At 36.2% G+C, this 21,005-nt stretch carries 17 protein-coding genes and 1 tRNA gene; 4 read left to right on the forward strand and 14 right to left on the reverse strand.

Annotation, left to right across the window (positions count from 1 at the left end):
- Window positions 1-33: 33 nt before the first annotated feature.
- Window positions 34-106: transfer RNA gene (locus KBP46_RS10395), tRNA-Lys, on the reverse strand.
- A 115-nt stretch (window positions 107-221) separates the two neighbouring features.
- On the opposite strand from KBP46_RS10395, the gene KBP46_RS10400 reads away from it, so the two are divergent.
- Window positions 222-737, forward strand: a complete 516-nt coding sequence (locus KBP46_RS10400; protein ID WP_216445324.1) for a shikimate kinase — start codon at window positions 222-224, stop codon at window positions 735-737.
- Between the two features lie 18 nt (window positions 738-755).
- Here the strand turns inward: KBP46_RS10400 and KBP46_RS10405 are convergent, their stop codons facing one another.
- A complete protein-coding gene (locus KBP46_RS10405) occupies window positions 756-1,193 on the reverse strand; it encodes an RNA-binding S4 domain-containing protein (protein WP_062675476.1) in 438 nt (145 codons plus the stop codon).
- Window positions 1,194-1,248: 55 nt separating this feature from the next.
- Here KBP46_RS10405 and KBP46_RS10410 point away from each other — a divergent pair, with 55 nt between their 5' ends.
- Window positions 1,249-2,019, forward strand: a complete 771-nt coding sequence (locus KBP46_RS10410; RefSeq protein ID WP_216445325.1) for a hypothetical protein — start codon at window positions 1,249-1,251, stop codon at window positions 2,017-2,019.
- A gap of 66 nt (window positions 2,020-2,085) precedes the next feature.
- Here KBP46_RS10410 and KBP46_RS10415 read toward each other — a convergent pair whose 3' ends face one another.
- From KBP46_RS10415 to KBP46_RS10435, 5 genes are all read right to left on the reverse strand, one after another.
- On the reverse strand, window positions 2,086-3,603 hold the full coding sequence (locus tag KBP46_RS10415) for an FMN-binding glutamate synthase family protein (RefSeq protein WP_216445326.1): 1,518 nt from the start codon (window positions 3,601-3,603) through the stop codon (window positions 2,086-2,088).
- 54 nt (window positions 3,604-3,657) lie between these two features.
- On the reverse strand, window positions 3,658-5,004 hold the full coding sequence (gene mtaB / locus KBP46_RS10420) for a tRNA (N(6)-L-threonylcarbamoyladenosine(37)-C(2))-methylthiotransferase MtaB (RefSeq protein WP_120233447.1): 1,347 nt from the start codon (window positions 5,002-5,004) through the stop codon (window positions 3,658-3,660).
- Between the two features lie 66 nt (window positions 5,005-5,070).
- Window positions 5,071-5,661, reverse strand: a complete 591-nt coding sequence (locus KBP46_RS10425; protein ID WP_062675480.1) for a DUF1572 family protein — start codon at window positions 5,659-5,661, stop codon at window positions 5,071-5,073.
- Between the two features lie 84 nt (window positions 5,662-5,745).
- Window positions 5,746-7,848: a T9SS type B sorting domain-containing protein gene (locus KBP46_RS10430; RefSeq protein ID WP_062675662.1), complete on the reverse strand. Its 2,103-nt coding sequence runs from the start codon at window positions 7,846-7,848 to the stop codon at window positions 5,746-5,748.
- A gap of 191 nt (window positions 7,849-8,039) precedes the next feature.
- Window positions 8,040-8,837 carry a hypothetical protein gene (locus KBP46_RS10435; RefSeq protein WP_062675481.1) on the reverse strand — a complete coding sequence of 266 codons (798 nt, stop codon included), beginning with the start codon at window positions 8,835-8,837 and terminating at the stop codon, window positions 8,040-8,042.
- Between the two features lie 202 nt (window positions 8,838-9,039).
- Here KBP46_RS10435 and glgP point away from each other — a divergent pair, with 202 nt between their 5' ends.
- Complete coding sequence (gene glgP / locus KBP46_RS10440; RefSeq protein WP_062675482.1) at window positions 9,040-10,704, forward strand: alpha-glucan family phosphorylase; 1,665 nt, start codon at window positions 9,040-9,042, stop codon at window positions 10,702-10,704.
- Window positions 10,705-10,706: 2 nt separating this feature from the next.
- On the opposite strand, the gene KBP46_RS10445 is transcribed toward glgP, so the two are convergent.
- The 5 genes from KBP46_RS10445 to KBP46_RS23685 form a co-directional block, all read right to left on the reverse strand.
- Complete coding sequence (locus KBP46_RS10445; protein ID WP_253297260.1) at window positions 10,707-11,804, reverse strand: formylglycine-generating enzyme family protein; 1,098 nt, start codon at window positions 11,802-11,804, stop codon at window positions 10,707-10,709.
- A 42-nt stretch (window positions 11,805-11,846) separates the two neighbouring features.
- On the reverse strand, window positions 11,847-13,457 hold the full coding sequence (locus KBP46_RS10450; RefSeq protein ID WP_216445328.1) for a sulfatase: 1,611 nt from the start codon (window positions 13,455-13,457) through the stop codon (window positions 11,847-11,849).
- A 16-nt stretch (window positions 13,458-13,473) separates the two neighbouring features.
- Entirely contained in the window at window positions 13,474-15,069 is a 1,596-nt protein-coding gene (locus KBP46_RS10455; protein WP_216445329.1) for a sulfatase, read from the reverse strand.
- 439 nt (window positions 15,070-15,508) lie between these two features.
- Window positions 15,509-15,697, reverse strand: coding sequence for a DUF6496 domain-containing protein (locus KBP46_RS10460; protein ID WP_216445330.1), 189 nt, complete (start codon window positions 15,695-15,697; stop codon window positions 15,509-15,511).
- 197 nt (window positions 15,698-15,894) lie between these two features.
- On the reverse strand, window positions 15,895-16,182 hold the full coding sequence (locus tag KBP46_RS23685; protein WP_253297261.1) for a hypothetical protein: 288 nt from the start codon (window positions 16,180-16,182) through the stop codon (window positions 15,895-15,897).
- 221 nt (window positions 16,183-16,403) lie between these two features.
- Here KBP46_RS23685 and KBP46_RS10470 point away from each other — a divergent pair, with 221 nt between their 5' ends.
- Window positions 16,404-18,533 (forward strand): S9 family peptidase, encoded by a 2,130-nt coding sequence (locus tag KBP46_RS10470; RefSeq protein WP_216445331.1) that lies wholly within the window; start codon window positions 16,404-16,406, stop codon window positions 18,531-18,533.
- Window positions 18,534-18,589: 56 nt separating this feature from the next.
- Here KBP46_RS10470 and KBP46_RS10475 read toward each other — a convergent pair whose 3' ends face one another.
- Entirely contained in the window at window positions 18,590-19,411 is an 822-nt protein-coding gene (locus KBP46_RS10475) for a GLPGLI family protein (RefSeq protein WP_216445332.1), read from the reverse strand.
- Window positions 19,412-19,417: 6 nt separating this feature from the next.
- Window positions 19,418-20,977 carry a vitamin K epoxide reductase family protein gene (locus KBP46_RS10480; protein WP_216445333.1) on the reverse strand — a complete coding sequence of 520 codons (1,560 nt, stop codon included), beginning with the start codon at window positions 20,975-20,977 and terminating at the stop codon, window positions 19,418-19,420.
- Window positions 20,978-21,005: the final 28 nt, after the last annotated feature.

Raw genomic sequence — 21,005 nt, forward strand, 5'->3', positions numbered from 1 at the left:
TAAAATTACAAATTCAGTAATTTTTATTGCTAGTGACCCGGCTGGGATTCGAACCCAGGACCCATACATTAAAAGTGTATTGCTCTACCAGCTGAGCTACCGAGTCGGCCACTTGTGCAACAAGTTTTCATTTAAGTAATGTCCCTTGTTTTAAGTGGTGCAAAGATATGACTTTTTTCTTTATCTCAAAACTTTTTCGCAAATTTGTTAAAAAAAATTTCATGGTAATTTCATTGATCGGATACATGGGAAGTGGCAAATCTCACATTTCCAAAATATTAAGCGAAAAAATAGATTTTAAATTAATTGATCTTGATAAAGAGATTTCCAGAAGAAATAAATTAACCATCCCTGAAATTTTCGAGAAAAAGGGAGAAATTTACTTTAGAAAACTGGAAAGAGAGGCGCTTGAAGAGATATTGGCTTCTGAAGAAAATGTTGTCTTAAGCCTTGGTGGAGGAACTCCTGTATATTATAATAATATGGAGATTATTAATCATAACTCCAGGAGTATTTTTTTAAGAACAGGAGTTGGGACATTGGTGGAAAGACTTTCAAAACAGAAAGAAAAAAGGCCATTAATTGCCAATATATCCGATGAAGACCTGCCGGAATTCATTGCCAAGCATTTATTTGAAAGAAATCAATTTTACAGCAAAGCACAATTCACTGTAGGGACAGATTCCAGAGAACCGGAAGACATTGTCAACGAAATAATAGAAAAGCTCTATCTCTAGAGCTTTTCTATTTTTATATTAATCTTCATCCTCATCTTCACCGCCGGTCTCTCCGAAGAAATCATCCCAGTCTGTAAAATCGGAGTCGATATCATTGCCTACATATTCATCCATTTCTCTTCTGTCTTTTTTGGTAGGTCTTCCCTCTCCTTTGTTTCTGTAATAGTCTTGTGACATTTTACGGAGTTTCAGCAATTCGTATTGCTCTTTATCTGTGACGTCCTGAATGTGAAGAGGTACCAGTTTGGCTCCAATTCTGCTTTTAGGAATCTGAATTACCTTTATTTTATAATCAATCTGATTCTTACGGATTTTGATCGTATCTCCTTCTTTTACTTCTTTAGACGACTTTACAGCAGACGTTCCTATAGAAACTCTGTTCTTTTTAATCTCCTCTGCTGCAATACTTCTCGTCTTATAAAAACGAATGCTCCATAAAAATTTATCTATTCTCATAATTTTTTATACTTTTGCCGTTATATTATTTGTAAAGTAATTAAAGTTTTTTGAAATGAAAAAAATATTTTTATATATCCTTGCAGGATCTTTGTGTTTTTCTGCTTGTAAGAAAGATGATGACACATCACCCTATGTAGAACCGGAAGATATTGCTACGCAAAACACCTATGATGATCAGGCAATTAAGAAATTCATGGATGAGAATTATCTGGATGCGCAGGGTAATATAAAAGCTTTCAGCTCTACGGACACGTCAGATGATAATGAAAAAAAATTATCTGAGCTTTCGCCTGTAACGCTTCCTTCAGGAACAATCTATATAATGAGGAGCGGTGCTCAGCCTGTTAATCCTACACCTAATCAAACCATCAAGGATGATGATATTATCAAAATTATGGGAAGAGGATATTCATATCTTGCCGTTAATTCTGATGGAAACACTACATTTCAAGCAAAAGCTGCCTTTTTAAATACCATTGACGGAACGGGTGTACCTGTTATTGACCCAATGTATTATTATGTAAAGAGATCAATATTGGAAGCTGGTACAACTGATGCTGCAAAAAAAGCAAAATATTATCAAATCCCTGGGTTCAGAGAAGCTTTACAGAAATTTAAAGCATTTAATAATCTTACCGGTGAAACACCTTATAACTTACAAGGAGTAATTATCGTTCCTTCCAGAGCTGCTTTTGCAAGAAATCCTCATTATCCGTATTTAAATACTTCTTATAGAAATAAATCTTTTGTATTCAACTTTCAGATTTATGGAAGAGAGGACAGACCAAGTGATGACAAACAAACACAGAAACAACAAGAATAAAATAAAAAATAATTATATAAAAAACACCGTTATTCAAACGGTGTTTTTTTATGATGTAAACTGTAATTACGGTCTTGCTTTCTGTTTTACATTTCCTAAGATATCAGGGAAATAAAGGTCTGCAAGGTGATCAAACTCATCACCTCTCATAAACATGGTGGCATCTACTTCTTCATAAGAGCTTCTTCCTGCAGCGGCAATGAGTTCATTGCATGTGTGCAGTGTATTTTTATGGAAGTGATATACTCTTTCTGCTTTATCTGTCACATCCAATCCTTTGATAAGCATTTTATCCTGTGTAGCAACTCCTGTAGGACAATTGTTGGAGTTACATCTCAAGGCCTGGATACATCCTAGAGAGAACATAAATCCTCTGGCATTGTTACACATGTCTGCACCCATTGCGACTGCTCTCAGAATATCAAGACTGGTAAGAACTTTACCACTGGCAATCACTCTTAATTTACTTCTCAGGTTATAGTTATTAAGCGTTCTGTTCACAAAGATCAAAGCAGGTTCCAATGGCATCCCTACTCCATCTGAAAACTCCGGTGGTGCAGCTCCTGTTCCTCCTTCTGCACCATCTATGGTAATGAAATCAGGATAAATTTTCAATACATTCATCTGTACACAGATATCTTCAAATTCTTTGGTATCACCGATACAAAGTTTAAAACCAATCGGCTTTCCTCCTGAAAGTTCTCTTAACTGCTGTACAAACCTCAGCAATCCGGCTGCATCAGAAAAAGCGCTGTGTGAGGGTGGTGAAATAACGGTCATTCCCGGTGTGACATGACGAATCGCTGCAATTTCCGGTGTATTTTTTACTCCCGGAAGCACTCCTCCGTGTCCTGGTTTTGCTCCCTGTGATAATTTGATTTCAATCATTTTAACATTAGGAAGCGTGGAATATTTTGTAAATAATTCAGGGTTGAATTTCCCTTCCTCGTCGCGACATCCGAAATACCCTGTTCCGATTTGCCAGCAAAGATCTCCTCCTTCCAGGTGATAAGGTGAAATTCCTCCTTCTCCTGTATTATGGTAAAAGTTTCCTTTTTTGGCTCCTCTGTTCAGTGAAATCTGTGCTCTGTCACTCAAGGCCCCGAAACTCATTGCTGAGATGTTAAATAAAGAAGCATGATAAGGCTGTGTACATTGTTCTCCTCCAACCCATACTCTCGGAAGTTCTTCTGATGGTGATTTTGCATAAATAGAATGCTTGATCCCTTCATACTTTCTGTGATTTACTTCCAGCTGCGTACCAAAAGCTACCGTATCACTTAAGTTTTTTGCACGTCTGTATACTGCAGAACGCTGGTTTCTTGGAAATGGCTTCCCATCTGTTTCCCTTTCAATAAAGTATTGCTGCATTTCGGGTGAAATACTTTCGAAAAAATACCTGAAGTATCCCAATACAGGAAAGTTCCTCAAAATAGCATGTTTCGATTGGTAAGCATTGTAAACACCCAATGCATAAATTGCGGATAACAGCGTAGGTATCCAATAATGCGCTCTGATCAGTATTGCTATAATCCATGTAGCAGCTACTAATACAATTCCCCAAGATAAAAACTTATCTCTCATGAATGTAGTATTTAAAAGTTTAAAAATAAATTTAGTAGAATTTTTGCAAAGAGCCTATGCTTTTGCTAAAAAATTTTGGTAAGAAGATTGCACAGAAACCGTGCCATCTGACAGGATTTTTTCTAAATTTAGAAATTCAATTTGATTGATGGATGCAGGATCAAAGTCTTTCTGGACTCTCACATAGTTTTCTGTGAAGCCAAACATTTTCCCGTCTTTATTTTCGTGCTCCCAAAGAACAGGAAGCGTTTTTCCAAGTTGTGTCTGATAAAATGCCATTTTCTTCTTTTCAGAAAGAATTCTCAGCATTTTATTACGTTTTTTTCTTTCCGCAACAGGAACTACTCCTTCCATTGCTGCAGCTTCCGTATTTTCTCTTTCAGAATAGGTAAATACATGAAGGTAAGTGATAGGAAGCTCATTAAGGAAATTATAAGTTTCCATAAATCTTTCTTCTGTTTCTCCCGGGAATCCTACAATAACATCCACGCCGATAGCCGCATGAGGCATAACCTCGCGGATCTTGTTCACTCTGTCATGATAAAGCTTGGTCAGGTAACGACGTTTCATCTTTTTCAGAAGATCATCGCTTCCGGATTGTAACGGAATATGAAAATGCGGAACAAAGCTTTTACTTTTAGAAACCAGTTCAATACTTTCATCTTTCAAAAGATTAGGTTCGATGGAAGATATACGGATTCTTTCTATTCCTTCTACTTTATCCAGTTCTGAAATAAGATCAAGAAAGGTATGTTCGTGTTTTTTATTTCCAAATTCTCCTTTACCATAATCACCGATATTCACCCCTGTAAGAACAATTTCTTTGATATCTTTCGCAGCGATCTCCGTAGCATTTCTAAGAACATTTTCGATGGTATCAGAACGTGAAATTCCTCTTGCTAACGGAATGGTACAGTAGGTACATTTATAATCACAGCCGTCCTGTACTTTCAGGAAAGCTCTGGTTCTGTCCCCAATAGAATAACTTCCGATAAAGAAATCGGTTTCTTCAATTTCACATGAATGCACTACGCCTTCACTCTCAGATTTCTCCAAATCATCCAGGTAGCTCAGAATATTGAATTTTTCTTTTGCTCCTAAAACCAGGTCCACTCCTTCAATCTGTGAAATTTCTTCAGGCTTTAGCTGTGCATAGCATCCAACAATTACCACCAGTCCTTCCGGATTGGCTTTCATTGCTCTTTTCACGTGAAGTTTACATTCACGGTCAGCATTTTCTGTCACAGAACATGTATTGATAACATACACATTCGCTTTTTCATCAAAGCTTACCTTATCATAACCTGCATCTGTTAATTGACGGGCAATAGTAGATGTTTCTGCAAAGTTTAATTTGCAGCCAAGTGTATGAAACGCGGCAGTTCTGTGAAAAGTAGACATTTGTTACTCCTGAATTTTATGGGTGCAAAGATAGTAATTTTAATAAGAATCCAAGATTGATTCAATCTATTGTTTATATTCGTCTCTTACCTCGGGGCTGTTTTGAAGGCAGACAGGCGATGAATTGGTATCCGGATCCTGATTTGAAAATTTGGTTTTCATTTCTGTATTAAACTGTTGAGATCGGTTTCTGGCAATTGAAAGCGTATTCCAATCTTCATTCTTTATCATTTTCGCAATATAAACAATCTGTCCGATGTGGTAAGGATAGTGAGCCAATTGACGAAGAACGGCATCAATAACCGGATGTGCTTCTCCTCTGATGTACGTTGTGGAATAGAGATTCTCCTCGTTTATTTTATCAAGAGCATCAAAAAAACATTTCCAGCCCTTTTCCCAAAAATCAAGAACCTGTTGTTTAGTGGTAAAAGTATTGACAAATTCTCCATCACGGTTACGCCAGGATTTCTCACCATCTTCAGTCAGGAAATTGGTCCATCTTGAAAGCATATTTCCTGCAAGATGTTTTACAATAATGGCAATAGAATTACTTTCTTCATTATACTGCCAGAACATCTGCTCATCTGTTAACTGTTCAAAGGTTTTATCACCAAGAGATTTATAGTATTCAAAGCGTTTTACAAACAGGTCTTTCATTCTTTCTATTTTATTTCCTAATTTAATAACTTTTAAAACTAAAAACCACCTCAATTGAAGTGGTTTTTTCTATCTGTTTTATTATTATTCTCTGTTTTTCACCAGAACCCAGCCTGTATATTTTATGGCCGTATTCTTTTTATCATTTTCATTCCATGTGATAGAATACCAGTATGTTCCTGTAGGGACTCTTCTTCCACCCTGGGTACCATCCCATTTATAGCCATTGGATTTGTCTGCCTGGAAGATTTTATTTCCATAGCGGTCAAAGACATTCATGATCAGGTTTTGTTTGTTCGCTAAGGCTGAATAATCAATCACATCATTTATTCCATCTGCATTAGGGGTAATCACATTGATCAGATTAGGGACAACAATTCCTATTTCTATTGGATCACAGTCATAAGCATCTTTTACATATACTTTATGATCTCCTCTGGAAAGGTTATTGAAAACATTGGAATCCTGCCAGATGATATTATCAATTGAATATTTATAGGCAGGAGTTCCACCTATTACGGATACTGTGATTGTGTTATTCGAAATATCAATCCCGGAAACAACCGGCTGCTCGGAAGGAAGTACTTTTACAGTTTGTGTGGTAACACATTCTCCTGTTTTAAGTTTTACCCAATATACTCCTATTCCTGCTTTAATCGTTTGTGTAGTAGCTCCTGTACTCCACTCGTAACTTTTAAATCCGGGTCCTGCATCCAGCGTAGTCTGGTCTTCTGCACAAATAGTCACATCTTTGAGCTTATCAGAATATACAGGCGGAATAACGATCAAAGTAACTTTAGCGACATTATAACAACCCTGAGCATTAGAAACCCTTATGTATACAAAACCATTGGGTGCAATGTAATTATTGGGATTCAGGATTTCATTGGTCTGATTAACAGCATCTGTCAATGAAGGATAATATTTTTTTGTCGGATTGGTCTGCCCGGTTACTGAAGCATTGACAAGATTGAAAGAAGCGGTGGCTGGGCTGGCTTCGATGAAACATGATCTCAGGGTTGTTTCATTCACAACCACTACCGGATAAAATTTCAAAGTAATCTGTGCGACTGCAGTACAACCAAATTCTGAGATTACCTTTACATAGATAATTCCTTCTGCAGAAACAAATGCCATTGGGGTGGTAATCTCATTGGTTCCGGCATTGAGATCCGCCATTGTAGGATAGTATTTCTTAGTAACATTTGGGTTTCCAATAACGTCCGCTGTGGTTAAGTCAAATAAAGCAGTCCCTGCATTATTATTGTTACATTGGGTCAAAATCGCATTTTTGGCTGTAATAGAACCATTTTTAAATTTAAATGTTCCAACCTGTTTACATTTATTAAGCGGATTAGATGCATTGGCCGGATCGGTATAATTGATACTGTAATAATAGACAGTTGTTGTATTGACTGTAATAGGAGCTGTAATAGGATTATTCCCTGTTAAGGCATCATTCTGACTCAGATGATAACTTACCCCAAAATTTTGATTTCCGTTGAGAATTCCGGAGGATAAGGTAGAAAAATCAAACAAAGCTGTAGCAGAGCATATTACAACCTCTCTTGGGTCTGCAGGATTTGCCGCCGGAATACCCGGAGGAATAAATGGCTGAGTCTGAATATTTGGATCGGTAAATGGTGAAGCCAGTGTGGCAGTTCCTCCCCACGTTAAAGAAAACGGTGCTGTAGTAGAACTGGTGCTGCTCACCCAGTTATCGATAAATAAATAATAAGTCTGTCCCGGCAAAACATCAAGATATCTGCAATAAGGAGTTAAAGAACCTCCTGCAGCACTTAAAAGCGTACTTGTCATATTTAATCCTGTTGCAGGACCAGGCCCAATAACGGTTGCCGCATTACAACGAATAGGTGATCCCAAACTTCCACAGTTTACATTGGGACCAAAAATTGCCCAGTCGTAATCAGCATCCGGATTATTAGGAACCAGATCGAAGGTAAGCGTTCCTCCTGTAGCAATTGTAATTTTATACCAGATTGAATTGTGCTCCCCTGTAAAGTCTATGCAGCTTCCTGAGTTAACCAATTCTTTTATATTACCATACCCAGTAGGACTATACGTGATATTTGAATTTCCGCAAACGGAAAGAGCGGTAGCACAATCGGCCTGAGCATAGAAAGTATGAGAGAGACATAGAAGTATAAAAAGTAAAAGTTTTCTCATAGATTGAATGTTTTTATGGTTATAGCAGTCATACATTGCATTGATAATCAATACACATCAAATATAACTTTATTTTAATTAAAAACAATAAAATCTAAACAATTTTAAACTATTACAAATTAAAACATTAAATAATTCAAAATAATCTACATTATATCAAATTATACAACAAATAATCAAATACATAATATTTATTTTATACTTGTAATATTTCCACAGAGATTTTCCAGGTGAAATATTTTATGGAAAGGACTTTTTACTTCTCTTAAATGTTCTTTATCCTGAATGAAGGTATATCGTGAAGCAATGGAATTCATATCGGAAACAATGACCAGCCAGCATTCATCTACTGAGGTGTCATAATATGGGAATTTTTCATTCTTTTTTTCGATGAGTTCCAGAATCTTTTCTGAGCATAGTTCATCAAACAGATTCATGCTGTATTCATGGGTTATGAATACATTTCTGCGATGGAAAGATTTTCTTACACTTTTTACACATCCCACTCCTTTATTTTTTTTGATGCTCTTATAAATGCTGATGATATTTTCCTGTTGTATTTCCAGATTATCAAATTTGGTTTCCGGGTGGAATTCTAAAAAATAAACACCACGATATTTCGTAGTGTCTTCCTGTTCTAATAATATTTCTGCCTGACGGAACATTTTATTCAAAGTACTTTCTACTTTTTTCATTTCCAGATGATTGATTACTTCAGTCAGTTCTATTCCGATTTTTTTGTCGTTTAATTTGGCGATAAAGTCTGGACTCTCGCAGGTAAGGTTTTCAAATTTCACTTCGGGAAAATGATGCATAAAAGAATTGAGAAGCAGAATCTCGGATTTCTTTCTGTATTTTTCACGGTCATGCAGCGGAGATTCATCTATGGTACGGTGATACTTTTCCATTGGCTTTTTTTTCAAATGCCGATTAAGGTAGTATAAGCTAAGATTCTTTATCAGATCTTCTTCAGAAAACGTCTTTTTCATGTGTGATTTTTTATTTAATTAAAGAACACATGCAGCCAATGGCTTTCATCATTAAAAGTTTTTGATAATCAAAAATTTACCCTCTTAAAGGTAAGTAAAAAAACAATTCAATACTTAGTTTTTTATTAATTTATCGATTAATTAATGTAAAGTTTATTTTCATAATTAATACCTTTGCCTTTTTAAACACAAACCCACATTTATGGATTTCAGGAATTTCAGAATACCTTACACGATTAATCCTCAATATTCAAAAAAAGCCGTTTATTTCTCAATGGAATTTGCTCTTGAGCAGGTACTGAAAATATATTCAGGTGGACTTGGCTTTCTGGCAGGATCTCACATGAGAAGTGCTTATAATCTTAAGCAGGATCTTATTGGAATCGGTATCCTATGGAAATTTGGTTATTATGACCAGGCAAGAAACCACGATCAGACTTTACAACCTGTATGGACGAGAAAGATGTACAGTTTTCTTGAAGACACCGGAATAAAATTCCAAATTGAAATCCATAGTGCTCCGGTTTGGGTAAAAGTTTGGTACCTTGATCCTGAAATTTTCAATACGGCACCCATGTTTTTCCTTTCTACAGATGTTCCGGAAAATGATCATGTTTCCAAAACAATCTGTCACAAGCTGTATGATGCGAATGAATCTACAAAACTTGCTCAATATATTTTATTGGGGAAAGGAGGAGCCAAGCTACTGGATGAAATGAACATTGAGAGAGAGGTTTACCATCTTAATGAAGCTCATGGACTTCCGGCAGCCTTTTATCTTCTGAGAAAATATAACGGAGATCTTGATAAAGTTAAAGAAAAACTGGTTTTCACCACTCATACTCCTGAAGAAGCTGGTAATGAAAAGCACAGCTTCAGATTATGTTATGACATGTCCTATTTTTCGGGATACAGCATGGAAGAAGTGAAAAAGATTGAAGGATCTGATGATGACCGTTTCAATCACTCTCTCTGTGCATTAAGAATGGCAAGAATGGCCAATGGCGTTTCACAGCTTCATGGAGTCGTTTCCAGAGCCATGTGGAATAAATATCCGGGAATCTGTGAAATCACTTCTATTACTAATGCTCAGGAATTTAAATATTGGTCTGATAAACCTTTATACAATGCAAAAGATGAAAATGATGCCACTGCTTTCGATTTCCGTAAGAAATATTTAAAGAAAAAACTGTTCAGTATTGTTGCCGATCAAACAGGAAATTTATTTAATCCTAATATCTTTACGATTGTATGGGCAAGAAGATTTGCAGGCTACAAAAGAGCAGAGCTTCTTTTGCATGATAAGGAGAGATTCTACAGACTTCTGAACCATCCCAAATATCCGGTACAGATCATCTGGGCAGGAAAACCTTACCCAATGGACTACTCTGCTATTTCCACCTTCAATACACTGGTGGAAGAAAGTAAAAATCATAAAAATATAGCTGTTCTTACAGGCTACGAGCTTTCTTTAAGTAAATCTTTAAAACAAGGTTCTGATGTATGGCTTAATAACCCAAGAGTTCCAAGGGAAGCTTCCGGAACTTCTGGTATGACGGCTGCTATGAACGGCTCTGTCAATTTATCCACAGACGACGGCTGGATTCCGGAATTTGCCAAACACGGAGAAAATTCTTTCGTTGTTCCTAAAGCAGATTATCAGAATATGAGCATTTATGAACAGGATAATTATGATTTAAATACATTATATGAAATCCTTGAAAACGAAATTCTTCCCACGTATTATGATCGCCCTGATGAATGGAGAAAAATTCAGCATAATGCCATGAATGATGTGAAAGATCATTTCAACAGCGACAGGATGGCGGATGAATACTACCGGATCCTCTATAATAATCAAAAATAGAATTAATGAGTAATGTCTTGAACACACCTGAATCCGGTATGTTCAAGACTTGTATCAGGGCTGCTTTTCATACGCCGGGCCACCCTGTATCCACTGCAATAGCTATCATTGCATAAAAAGCTTCCTCCACGAAGGCTGCGCTTTACACTATAAGGTTCCTGAGGGTCATAAGACTTGTCAGCACCCTTCGGGTTTAGAGCCATTGTGCCTTCTAGTTTTTTATAGTAATCATAATTATATAAATCGCTGCACCATTCCCAAACATTTCCCGCCATATCATACAATCCATATCCATTGGCTTTAAATGATTGTACAGGGGCAAGGGTACTATAACCGTCTTTCTTTTCATTGAGGTACGGAAACTTTCCTTCCCAGCTGTTTGCTTTAGGAGTTCCTTCATTGACGGGTTCATTTCCCCATGGATATATATTATTTTTTAATCCGCCCCGTGCTGCAAATTCCCATTCTGCTTCTGTGGGCAAACGTTTACCAGACCATTTACAATAAGCCTGTGCATCATCCCAGCTTATATGTACTACAGGATAGTTGTCTTTTCCTTCAATATTGCTTCCCGGTCCCTCAGGATGTTTCCAGCTAGCACCTTTTACCCATTTCCACCATTGGTTGTAATCATTCAGATCCACAGGTCTGCTGGTAGGTTTAAATACTAATGAAGCAGCTACCAATATACTATCCGGAGGTTTCGGAGTACCCTTAGGAAGGTTTTTTTTTAATTCGTCCCAATCGGGTTTACGTTCTGCCGTTGTGATATAGCCTGTAGCATTTACAAATTTATTGAACTGTGCATTCGTCACTTCTGTTATATCCATATAAAACGGAGAAACCTTCACTCTATGTTTAGGGTATTCATCTGGATCAGCCTGACTGTTATCGCCTCCCATATCAAACTCTCCTCCAGGGATTAGCACCATTGCTTCCAGAGAAGTTTTTCCATTAAAACTGATATGAGAAGAATCTGTTGTCCCTAATCTCTTCGGAATAGTCATGCAGGTATGCCCGGGTTTATTTCCCACAGGTTCTACGGCTTTATTTTTACTACAGGAACATACCAAACTTAATACTCCTGTACAAATTATCATCTTTATGGAAAACATCATCTTTATCTGAATATTTACAGTTTTTTATGATTTCGGTTTACTGTATCTCCATCCTTTTTTCAACTGAAGTGAAAGTTGATTGACTATTTTTTTAGAAGGAACTTCTTCAGCAATATTTATATTTTCGTCAGGATCATTTTTATGATCATAAAGCTCTCGGGCCAGATAAGCTCCGGGCTTTTCAGTCTCTTTATTCCATTCGAACCATTCTACATATCGATACCTGTCGGTACGGATGGCATATCCCATTCTTTCTACATTTTGTCCCCCTTTGGCTTTTACCCCGTATCTTCCCAATAAAAACTGACTGTAGGCTGCTGTTTTCCATTTACGGTCAGAATCCGAAAGCAGAGGTTTCATACTCGTTCCCTGAAGATAATCGGGAATTTTTATTCTGCTCATATCACATAAAGTAGGATAAATATCAACAAACTCTGTAAGTGCATTGCTTGATTTTCCTTTCGCCTTTACTCCTGCCCCGCTGATAATAAGCGGCACTCTGGTATCAATCTCGTAATTGCTCTGTTTACACCAACTGTTATGCTCTCCAAGTTTCCAGCCATGGTCTCCCCACAATACAATAATGGTATTTTCACTCAGTCCTAATTCATCCAAGGCTTTTAAAAGCCTGCCTATCTGAGCATCTGTATAAGAGACAGAGGCATAGTAAGCATGGAGAATTTCCTTTTGCTTTTCCAAATCATATGGCTTTTCCGATGGTAAAGGCAGGTCTGATCTGTCCGTATACCCTCTCAGTTCAGCATCACCATGTACGGCAAATTCCGGAGCATTTTCAGGTATGAATTGATTTTTCGCAAGAGGTATGTCGTTTCTGTTATACAAGTCCCAGTATTTTTTAGGAGCGTTAAATGGCAAATGCGGACGGTAATAACCTACTGAAAAAAAGAAAGGCTTATCTTTTCCTTTTAATTCTTTCAGCTTTTGAATGGCCATAGTCGTTTGTGCGCCATCATAATAAGCATCATCATCAACATCTGCCATTTCAACGGAATTGGACTTTGTATAGATAAATCCATAAACATCCGGCTTGGCTTTTCCCATTTTCTGCAGAGCAAGCTCCTTTTCTTTCTGAATCATCTTGTTTTTCTCCAGCTGATACACTGCGTCCGGATCAAAAGGGTATCCATTTACATGAAGTTCTTCATTCCAGGATTTATCATCAGGTAAAGTGTTATGAAAGGTCTTTCCAATTCCTACTGTATAATAACCATTATTTTTAAAGATCTGCGGAAGGGTTACTATATCCGGCAGATTTTTCCTGAAATCTGTCTGAAGATCCCATACACGAACAGAATCTGGTCTCAAACCTGTAAGGAGGCTTGCCCGTGAGGGGTTGCATACAGCCTGCTGGCAATAGGCTCTATTAAAAACAACTCCTCTTGCTGCAAGTTTGTCCATATTAGGAGTTTTTATAACTGTATTTCCATAGCAGCCCATTTCAGGTCTTAAATCATCAATAGGAATAAACAGGATATTGGGTCTTGTTTGCTTGATAGCGGATCTTACACTTTTTTTAGGTTTGGGATTATCTTTATTAAAGCTTACACCTCTCACCGCCATGCAATTACAAATCAATATAATGAATACTATTTTTAAAAAGTTGAAATTCTTCATGAGGTATAATTTTCTTTTATTGATAAGACTTATTTGTTATCAGCTTATTTTTCACTTCTTTCCATCCTTTTTTACGTTGTTCAGAAAGCTTTTCCAGAATGTCTTTATTTTCGGGATAAACTGCTATATTGAAATTCTCCTTCGGATCTGAGGTAAGATTATAAAGTTCCCGTGCCACAAGTTCCACCGGTTTTTGGGTTACTTTATCCCAATAGTACCATTCTATCAGATGATAGCTTTTGGTCACCATTGAATATCCCATGTAATTTTTTTTATTAACATCGATTCCTTCTCCGGCAGGGCGTAAGAATTGACTGAATACTGCTCCTTTCCATTCGACACTATTTTCATTCAGAAGCTTTTTAAAACTTATGCCTTGCAGATAAGCAGGTGTTTCTATTCCTGCGAGATCACAGAGGGTAGGATAAAGATCTACCATCTCTACCAGTTCATTGCTTTTACTTCCCGGATTTTTCATTCCAGGTGCATATACAATAAGAGGAACACGGGTATCATTTAAATAATTAGTCTGCTTGCCCCAGGCGTTATGCTCACCCAGTTTCCAGCCATGGTCGCCCCATAATACAATAATGGTATTGTCCATTAGTTTTTGTTTTTCCAGCTCATTTACAAGCCGCCCAATACAGGCATCAACATAGCTTACAGAAGCATAATACCCATGTTTGAGCATTCTGGCTTCCTTTTCAGGCATCCGGAAGTAGGCAGGATGTTTTACGTATTCCAGATCATAGCAAGCAGTCATCTCTCTTTGGTTATACATAGCCATACTTGGTGCGTTGAACGGAATAAAATTGTTATCCGCCATAGGTATTTGCATAGGATCATAAAGATCCCAGTACTTTTTGGGAGCTACAAAAGGTAAATGCGGCCTGAAATACCCCAATGCAAGGAAGAAGGGTTTCTTTTTATTTTTAATACGGTTGATGGTCTGAATAGCAAGTGATGTCTGAGCTCCGTCATACAGCGAATCATCAGGACAGTCTGCAACTTCTACAGAACGTCCGTATGCCCAGCCATTCCCATATCTTTTAGGATCTTTGGCTAATCTTTCCAATCTTTTGGCAGCAAGCTCAGCTTTAAGTTCACCACTGAAATAAAAAGATTCCGGATCTCTGTCTATCATATTTTTAACAGCATATCCTTCAGGACGGAGATCCGGTTCACGAAAAGAGATAGAATCAGGCATATGATTATGAAAAATCTTTCCGATAGATACTGTATGATAATTGAATTTTTCAAATTGCTGGGGAATCGTTACCACATCAGGATGTATTTTACGAAATTCTTCTCCCAGCACCCATACCTTAGTGGAATCCGGCCGTAAACCCGTTAAGGCACTGGCTCTGGAAGGGGCACAAACTGCTACCTGACAATATGCATTTGTAAAAGTTGTACCTCTTCTTGCCAGCTTATCTATATTGGGTGTTTTAATGGTTGAATTACCGTAAACTCCCAGTTCCGGCCTCAGGTCATCAACGACAATAAAAATTACATTGGGCTTAGACTTTTTTTGTGATTGTCCTGCAATTATATTAAATGATAAAATCAATAGAAGAATATAAACTGATTTTAAAATTGAAACTCTGAACATATCAATTAGTTTTAAAAACCAGCCTTGTAAGAATGTGAGTTGCACCGTAATAGTAAAGAAAAAATCCCCAAGGCTGTTATTGATTAAATATTGAAAAAAGAAAAACTTTAAACATCCACAAAACATTAAGAATTCTTTTTCATCATTTGTGTTTTGAATCGAAATAAGATAATGAGTTATGAATGTGATGCGAATTTGCAACAAAAAACTACAAACTCTAGCAAAGTGAACTACAGCATATATACATCAATAACACAAAACACACATTTACAAGTATTTAAAATAAAATAAACAACATCAAAATACAGGAAAAATTGCATAAAAAAACAAAACCAGCTAATTTTCTCATTACTTCTTTTTCCTATTTATTGTTCGAAACAGATAAAATATAGGATATGAGATAAAAAAATCCGGAAAGTTTATCTTTCCGGATGATGAATTACTTATTTTTCTTTTTCGATGGTACTTTCATACCTTTTTCCCGCGCTTCAGAAATACCAATGGCTACGGCTTGTTTTCTGCTTGTTACTTTCTTTCCGGAAGAAGACTTTAATTTTCCTTCCTTGAATTCGTGCACTACCTTTCCTACTTTGTCCTGAGCTTTTTCTGAATATTTAGTCTTACTCATGATCAGATTTTTTTAAGATTTTGGCAGGGATACCCCTAATTCATAGACACACGCATGTTTCAAATATTTTGAACGCTCTCTCGATGTTACCGATTCAAAATGATCATTTTTGATCACAATAATCGGGTCTTCCGCATTTTCAATCTCAAAATTGGCTAAATACCTTTCATCCGGTGGGGATTGTTGCAGTTTTGCTTTTATTTTCTGCAGCTCATCTGCATATTTTCTAAATCCCGGATCTGAGGAATGGATAAATTTATACTCATCGCCTGCATACACATAGTAATGAATTTTTTCTCTATCAACCCCGCCTCATCAGTAATTTCGGGATTATCATTTCCGTCTCTAAAAACGACTTCCACCAATGTTCCTCCTTTTTTATGGGCACATTCTTCAGCGTCTTTAAAACTGGAAAAACCTGTATAAACAATCTGATCGTTCAATACATAACGGTTCAGTTTCTGGTTGTATGCATTCGTTTCCATAATTATTATTTCATTTGATTTATACTTGTTATATATTCAATTTTTTTGCCAAATTGCCTTTTTAAAGAAATTTCATTAATGAATATTTTCAATTACTTCAGATTCGAAAACTAAAAAACATTTTCCTGAAAGAGTAAGAAAAAATGACACCAGGTCGCGATTTTTATTTTATATGGTTATGTAAGTAAGAATTATTAAATTTGGAATCATTAAAATTGAAAATGAAAAAACTCCTTTTAACTCTTACTGTTGTTGCTGTATTTCAAAATGTCTCAGCACAGGAAATTACTTTAGATAAAATATATTCAGGATATTACCGTGGAAAAGGGATTGCAGGAATCTCTTCTATGAAAAACGGAGAAAACTATCTTGTAATTGAACCTTCGGGAATTGCAAAATATTCTTACAAAACTTCACAGAAGGAAGGAAATCTTGTGGATGGAAGGTTTGAAAGCTATATTTTTTCTGATGATGAATCTAAAATCCTTTTACAGACAGGAAGCCAGCCTATTTACAGACATTCTTTTCTGGGGAAATTTGATGTAAAAGATTTAAAATCCGGGAAAGTAATCAGCCTTAATGAAGGAAAACCGGTTCAGGAGCCTACATTTTCACCGGATGCTACAAAAGTGGCCTTTATTGCTGACAATAATCTTTTCTATCAGGATCTTAGCTCCGGAAAAATCACACAGATTACTACGGATGGTAAAAAGAACTCTGTCCTGAATGGTTTGGCAGACTGGGTATATGAAGAAGAATTCGGGCATGCAAGACAATATGAGTGGACAAAAAATTCTGATGCTATCGTATTTGTGAAGTCTGATGAAAGCCAGGTTCCGGAAATCTATATTCCCATTTATGGAAAAAACCTTTATCCGGCTGAAATGCGTTATAAATATCCAAAAGCAGGTGAGAAAAACTCTGTAGTTTCAGCACAGCTATACCGTCTTGATAACGGAAAAACAATGCAGCTGAACTTAGGTTCTTTCAAAAACTATTATATTCCGAATGTATTCCAGACTGCAAAACCGGACGAAATTGTTTTAATTACGTCTGAAAGGATACAAAACGCTTCGGATATCTTAAAGGTAAATACCAAAACAGGAGCAGTTCAGAAGTTATTTACTGAAACGGATGATAAATGGATTGATACAGACAGTCCTACTCTTGAATTCCTTGAAGATGATTCCTTCCTTTGGGCTTCTGAGAGAGACGGAAACCGTCACCTGTACTGGTATGACAAAGATGGTAAGTTGAAAAAACAGATCACAAAAGGAAACTGGGAGGTAACGGATTATTATGGTTTTAATCCAAAATCTAAAGAAATTTACGTTCAGACAACTGAAAAAGGAAGCATTAATAAGGTGATTTCCAAAGTAAATATTGACAACGGAAAAACTCAGCTGATCTCTAATGCAGAAGGAAACAACTCTGCAAACTTCAGTAAAAACTATAATTATTTCATTGAAACATCTTCTACAGCATCTAAACCTTATACCTATGTTTTAAAAGACGGTAACGGAAAAGCGGTAAAAGAACTTCAGAACAACAATGACCAGTTACAGAAACTAAAAGCTGATAATTTTGTTGAAAAAGAATTCATTACGATTCCAAACGCTGTAGGTGATCAGATGAATGCCTGGATCATGAAGCCTAAAAACTTTGATCCGAACAAGAAATATCCTTTATTTATGTTTCAGTATTCCGGACCTGGATCTCAGCAGGTAGCCAACTCATGGGATAACGGAAATGCTATTTGGTTCAATCACCTTGTACAAAAAGGATATATTGTTGCTTGTGTAGACGGCCGTGGAACGGGGTATAAAGGAGCAAAATATAAGAAAGTAACTTATATGAATTTAGGAAAATATGAGATTGAAGATCAGATCACAGCAGCCAAGTGGTTCGGAAACCAATCTTATATTGATAAAAGCAGAATCGGAATGTTCGGATGGAGCTTCGGTGGTTATATGACAAGTTTGGCAATGACTAAAGGAGCTGATGTCTTCAAAGTGGGAATTGCTGTAGCACCGGTAACCAACTGGAGATATTACGACTCTGTATACACAGAAAGATTTATGAGAACACCTCAGGAAAACCCGGATGGATATGATAAAAATTCTCCTACGGAATATGCTAATCTGTTGAAGGGGAAATTCCTTCTGATTCACGGAACGGCTGATGACAACGTTCATTTCCAGAATTCTATGGAGTTCTCTGAAGCTTTGATTCAAAACAAAAAACAGTTTGATTTCATGGCTTATCCTGATAAAAACCATGGAATTTACGGTGGACAGACAAGACCTCAGTTATACCAGAAAATGACGGATTTCATCCTGAATAATCTATAATATCAAATTGATAACTCATAAAAAATCCCTTTCAGAAATTCTGAAAGGGATTTTTATTATTTAGGGTATTTCACCGCTTTATCCAGTTCTATAGGATTATTAAAGGCTTTTAACTTTTTTCTTTCGTTGGCTTCTGCGGGTTTCAGCTGTTCTTTGGACAAGACTGTTCCATCCTCCAAAAGCAGTTTTTTTCCTTCAGGAATGGTAAGATTTCCATTCAATACATATTTAAAAGGATTGGAATAAAGATCCAGCCTTAACTTATTTAATTCCTTCTGGGTAACGGGAATTGCTCTGGATATAAAGCCTTCCAATGAAATACGTTTATAACTGTCCTGAATTTTTTCACTTTTGATTATTTTAAAATAATAATTTTTTTTTGAATCATATAGCTCCATGATTAATCCAGGCAAACCATTAAATTTATAGGGTCCGTAAGAAACTGGGATATCTTTGGAAAACCATGCGGCCCAACTTCTTCCACCAAATGCGGTTACCGCTTTTTGAACCCGATGACCTTCAAATGTTTTGATACTATCTGAAATTTTCCAATTCTGTTCAGCCTTTTCGTTAATCTTGTAGAAATTCACATCTCCTATGTATTCATAGTTTTGATAGACATTGCTGTTGTTCTGTTTGATGAGAAACGAAGTCAGCCTATTAATTGGAGATCGTTCTGTAGCTGTAAATATTGAATCCCTAATATAATTCAATCTGTTATAATACGCTATATCCTCTTTTGTGATATCCAGATAATAATTTTCCCTGGTTATATCTTTTGAGGTCGAATCTTTCTTATACTTCACCTCATAGATGAACCTGTTGTTCTGGGAAAAAAACATTACAGTTCCCAGCAATATAAATAATAAGCTTTTCATAACAATTTAATTTTCGGATAATAATTCCGGGATAAAGAACTCCAGATCTGCTCTTTCATACTGAACCGGATATTCCGTGTCATTGATAAAGATATTGGGTGTAAAATGCACCCCATTGCTACTTACCCATTTTTCGTGTCCTTTTAATAGGGCAAGTGCATTTTCTGAACTTCCAAAATATTTAGAATACTTTTGATACCAGCCACTTTTGTCTTCATTATAGCCCTGAACATTATACCAGCTGCTCAACGCTTCCAGAAATTCTATTTTATTTTCGCTATTGATATAAATATTGGTAAGATTCACATGAACCGTTCTATTATCCAGATCATCCCTGCTAAGATCTATATCAAAGAAAATATTGATTCTTAACTCATCAGAATACTTTTTTACCAGCTTTAGAAAAACAGGATAAAATTCTTTGCAATGTTTACAAAAAGGATTGGTAATAAAGGTTAAAGTTTGATTTGCTTTTTCATTTCCAAACACAAAAGCGTTCGAAAAATCTTTATTCTCAACTTTTTTCTGTAAAGACAAATTATTTTTGAAAAACTGATAGTTTCTTCTGAATTTTAAATTTCTTTTAAGCGTATTTTCATCTTTCTGTGCATTCTGATTTATTATCCTAAAATTCATCAAAACAATGAGTGAACCCAAGCTCCCAATTAAAAACAGAACAGCACTGATGTCCGGTTTTTTACTGGTAAAGGAGATAAGATTGGCAGCCACCAGCTGAATACATACTGAGGCTATGATTACCATGCAGACAGGACAATACTTTTTAACAACAAATACCTGATAGAATAAGGATAAGAAAGCAACGGGTATGAATGCAAATAATCCATATTGATAGATCTCAAAAAAGAATTCAATATTTTTTATCAAACCCAATAAAATAAAACACACGATCTGACTGGTAAAAAACAGCAGTGAAATCTCAGATAAATCTATTTTATTAAAAATCTTCCATTTTTTCGAATTAAAAACCAGGTCACAATCCGTATTCAGATAATTGCTTTTGCATACTCCAACCGGTATGAATGTTCCTTTACCATGTGTCTTTTTATAAGCTTCAAGGGCAAATATGAATCCGATAAGTCCTGTAGCCGCAAAGATCAGTTTCAAAATTAGATTGGAATCATCATATGCGAAAAGAAACAGAAATAGCAGTGCAACAATTCCCCAGTTAAGGTATGCATAATCAAGTTTTGATTTTGTATAGGACTGCTCCTCAGATTTTTCTACAATAAGTATTATATTTTCCCATTCCGAAAAAAATTCTTCCGTTTGAGAACCATTGACTGTTATTTTATTATCTTTATTATTCACCACTGCCAATTCTCCTTTTACTAAAGCCAGAAAATCCTCAGGTAAAATATCTTTTTCATCATTATCAATTCTGTAACTGTAATTTTCAATATTGAAAAAATGTAAAGCATCAGAAAATGCCAGAAGGCTTGGAAAATTGGGATGCCCTTCCAATTGAAGTTCAAACTCATCCTTATCAATATGTATTTTATTATCATCCAGGTAATTGATAACAGCAGTATAGCTTTTGCGTGTCATTTTACTATAACTTTTTGTATTTTAAAAA

The organism is Chryseobacterium sp. PCH239, from assembly GCF_018924625.1.
Classification (GTDB): Bacteria; Bacteroidota; Bacteroidia; order Flavobacteriales; family Weeksellaceae; genus Chryseobacterium; species Chryseobacterium cucumeris.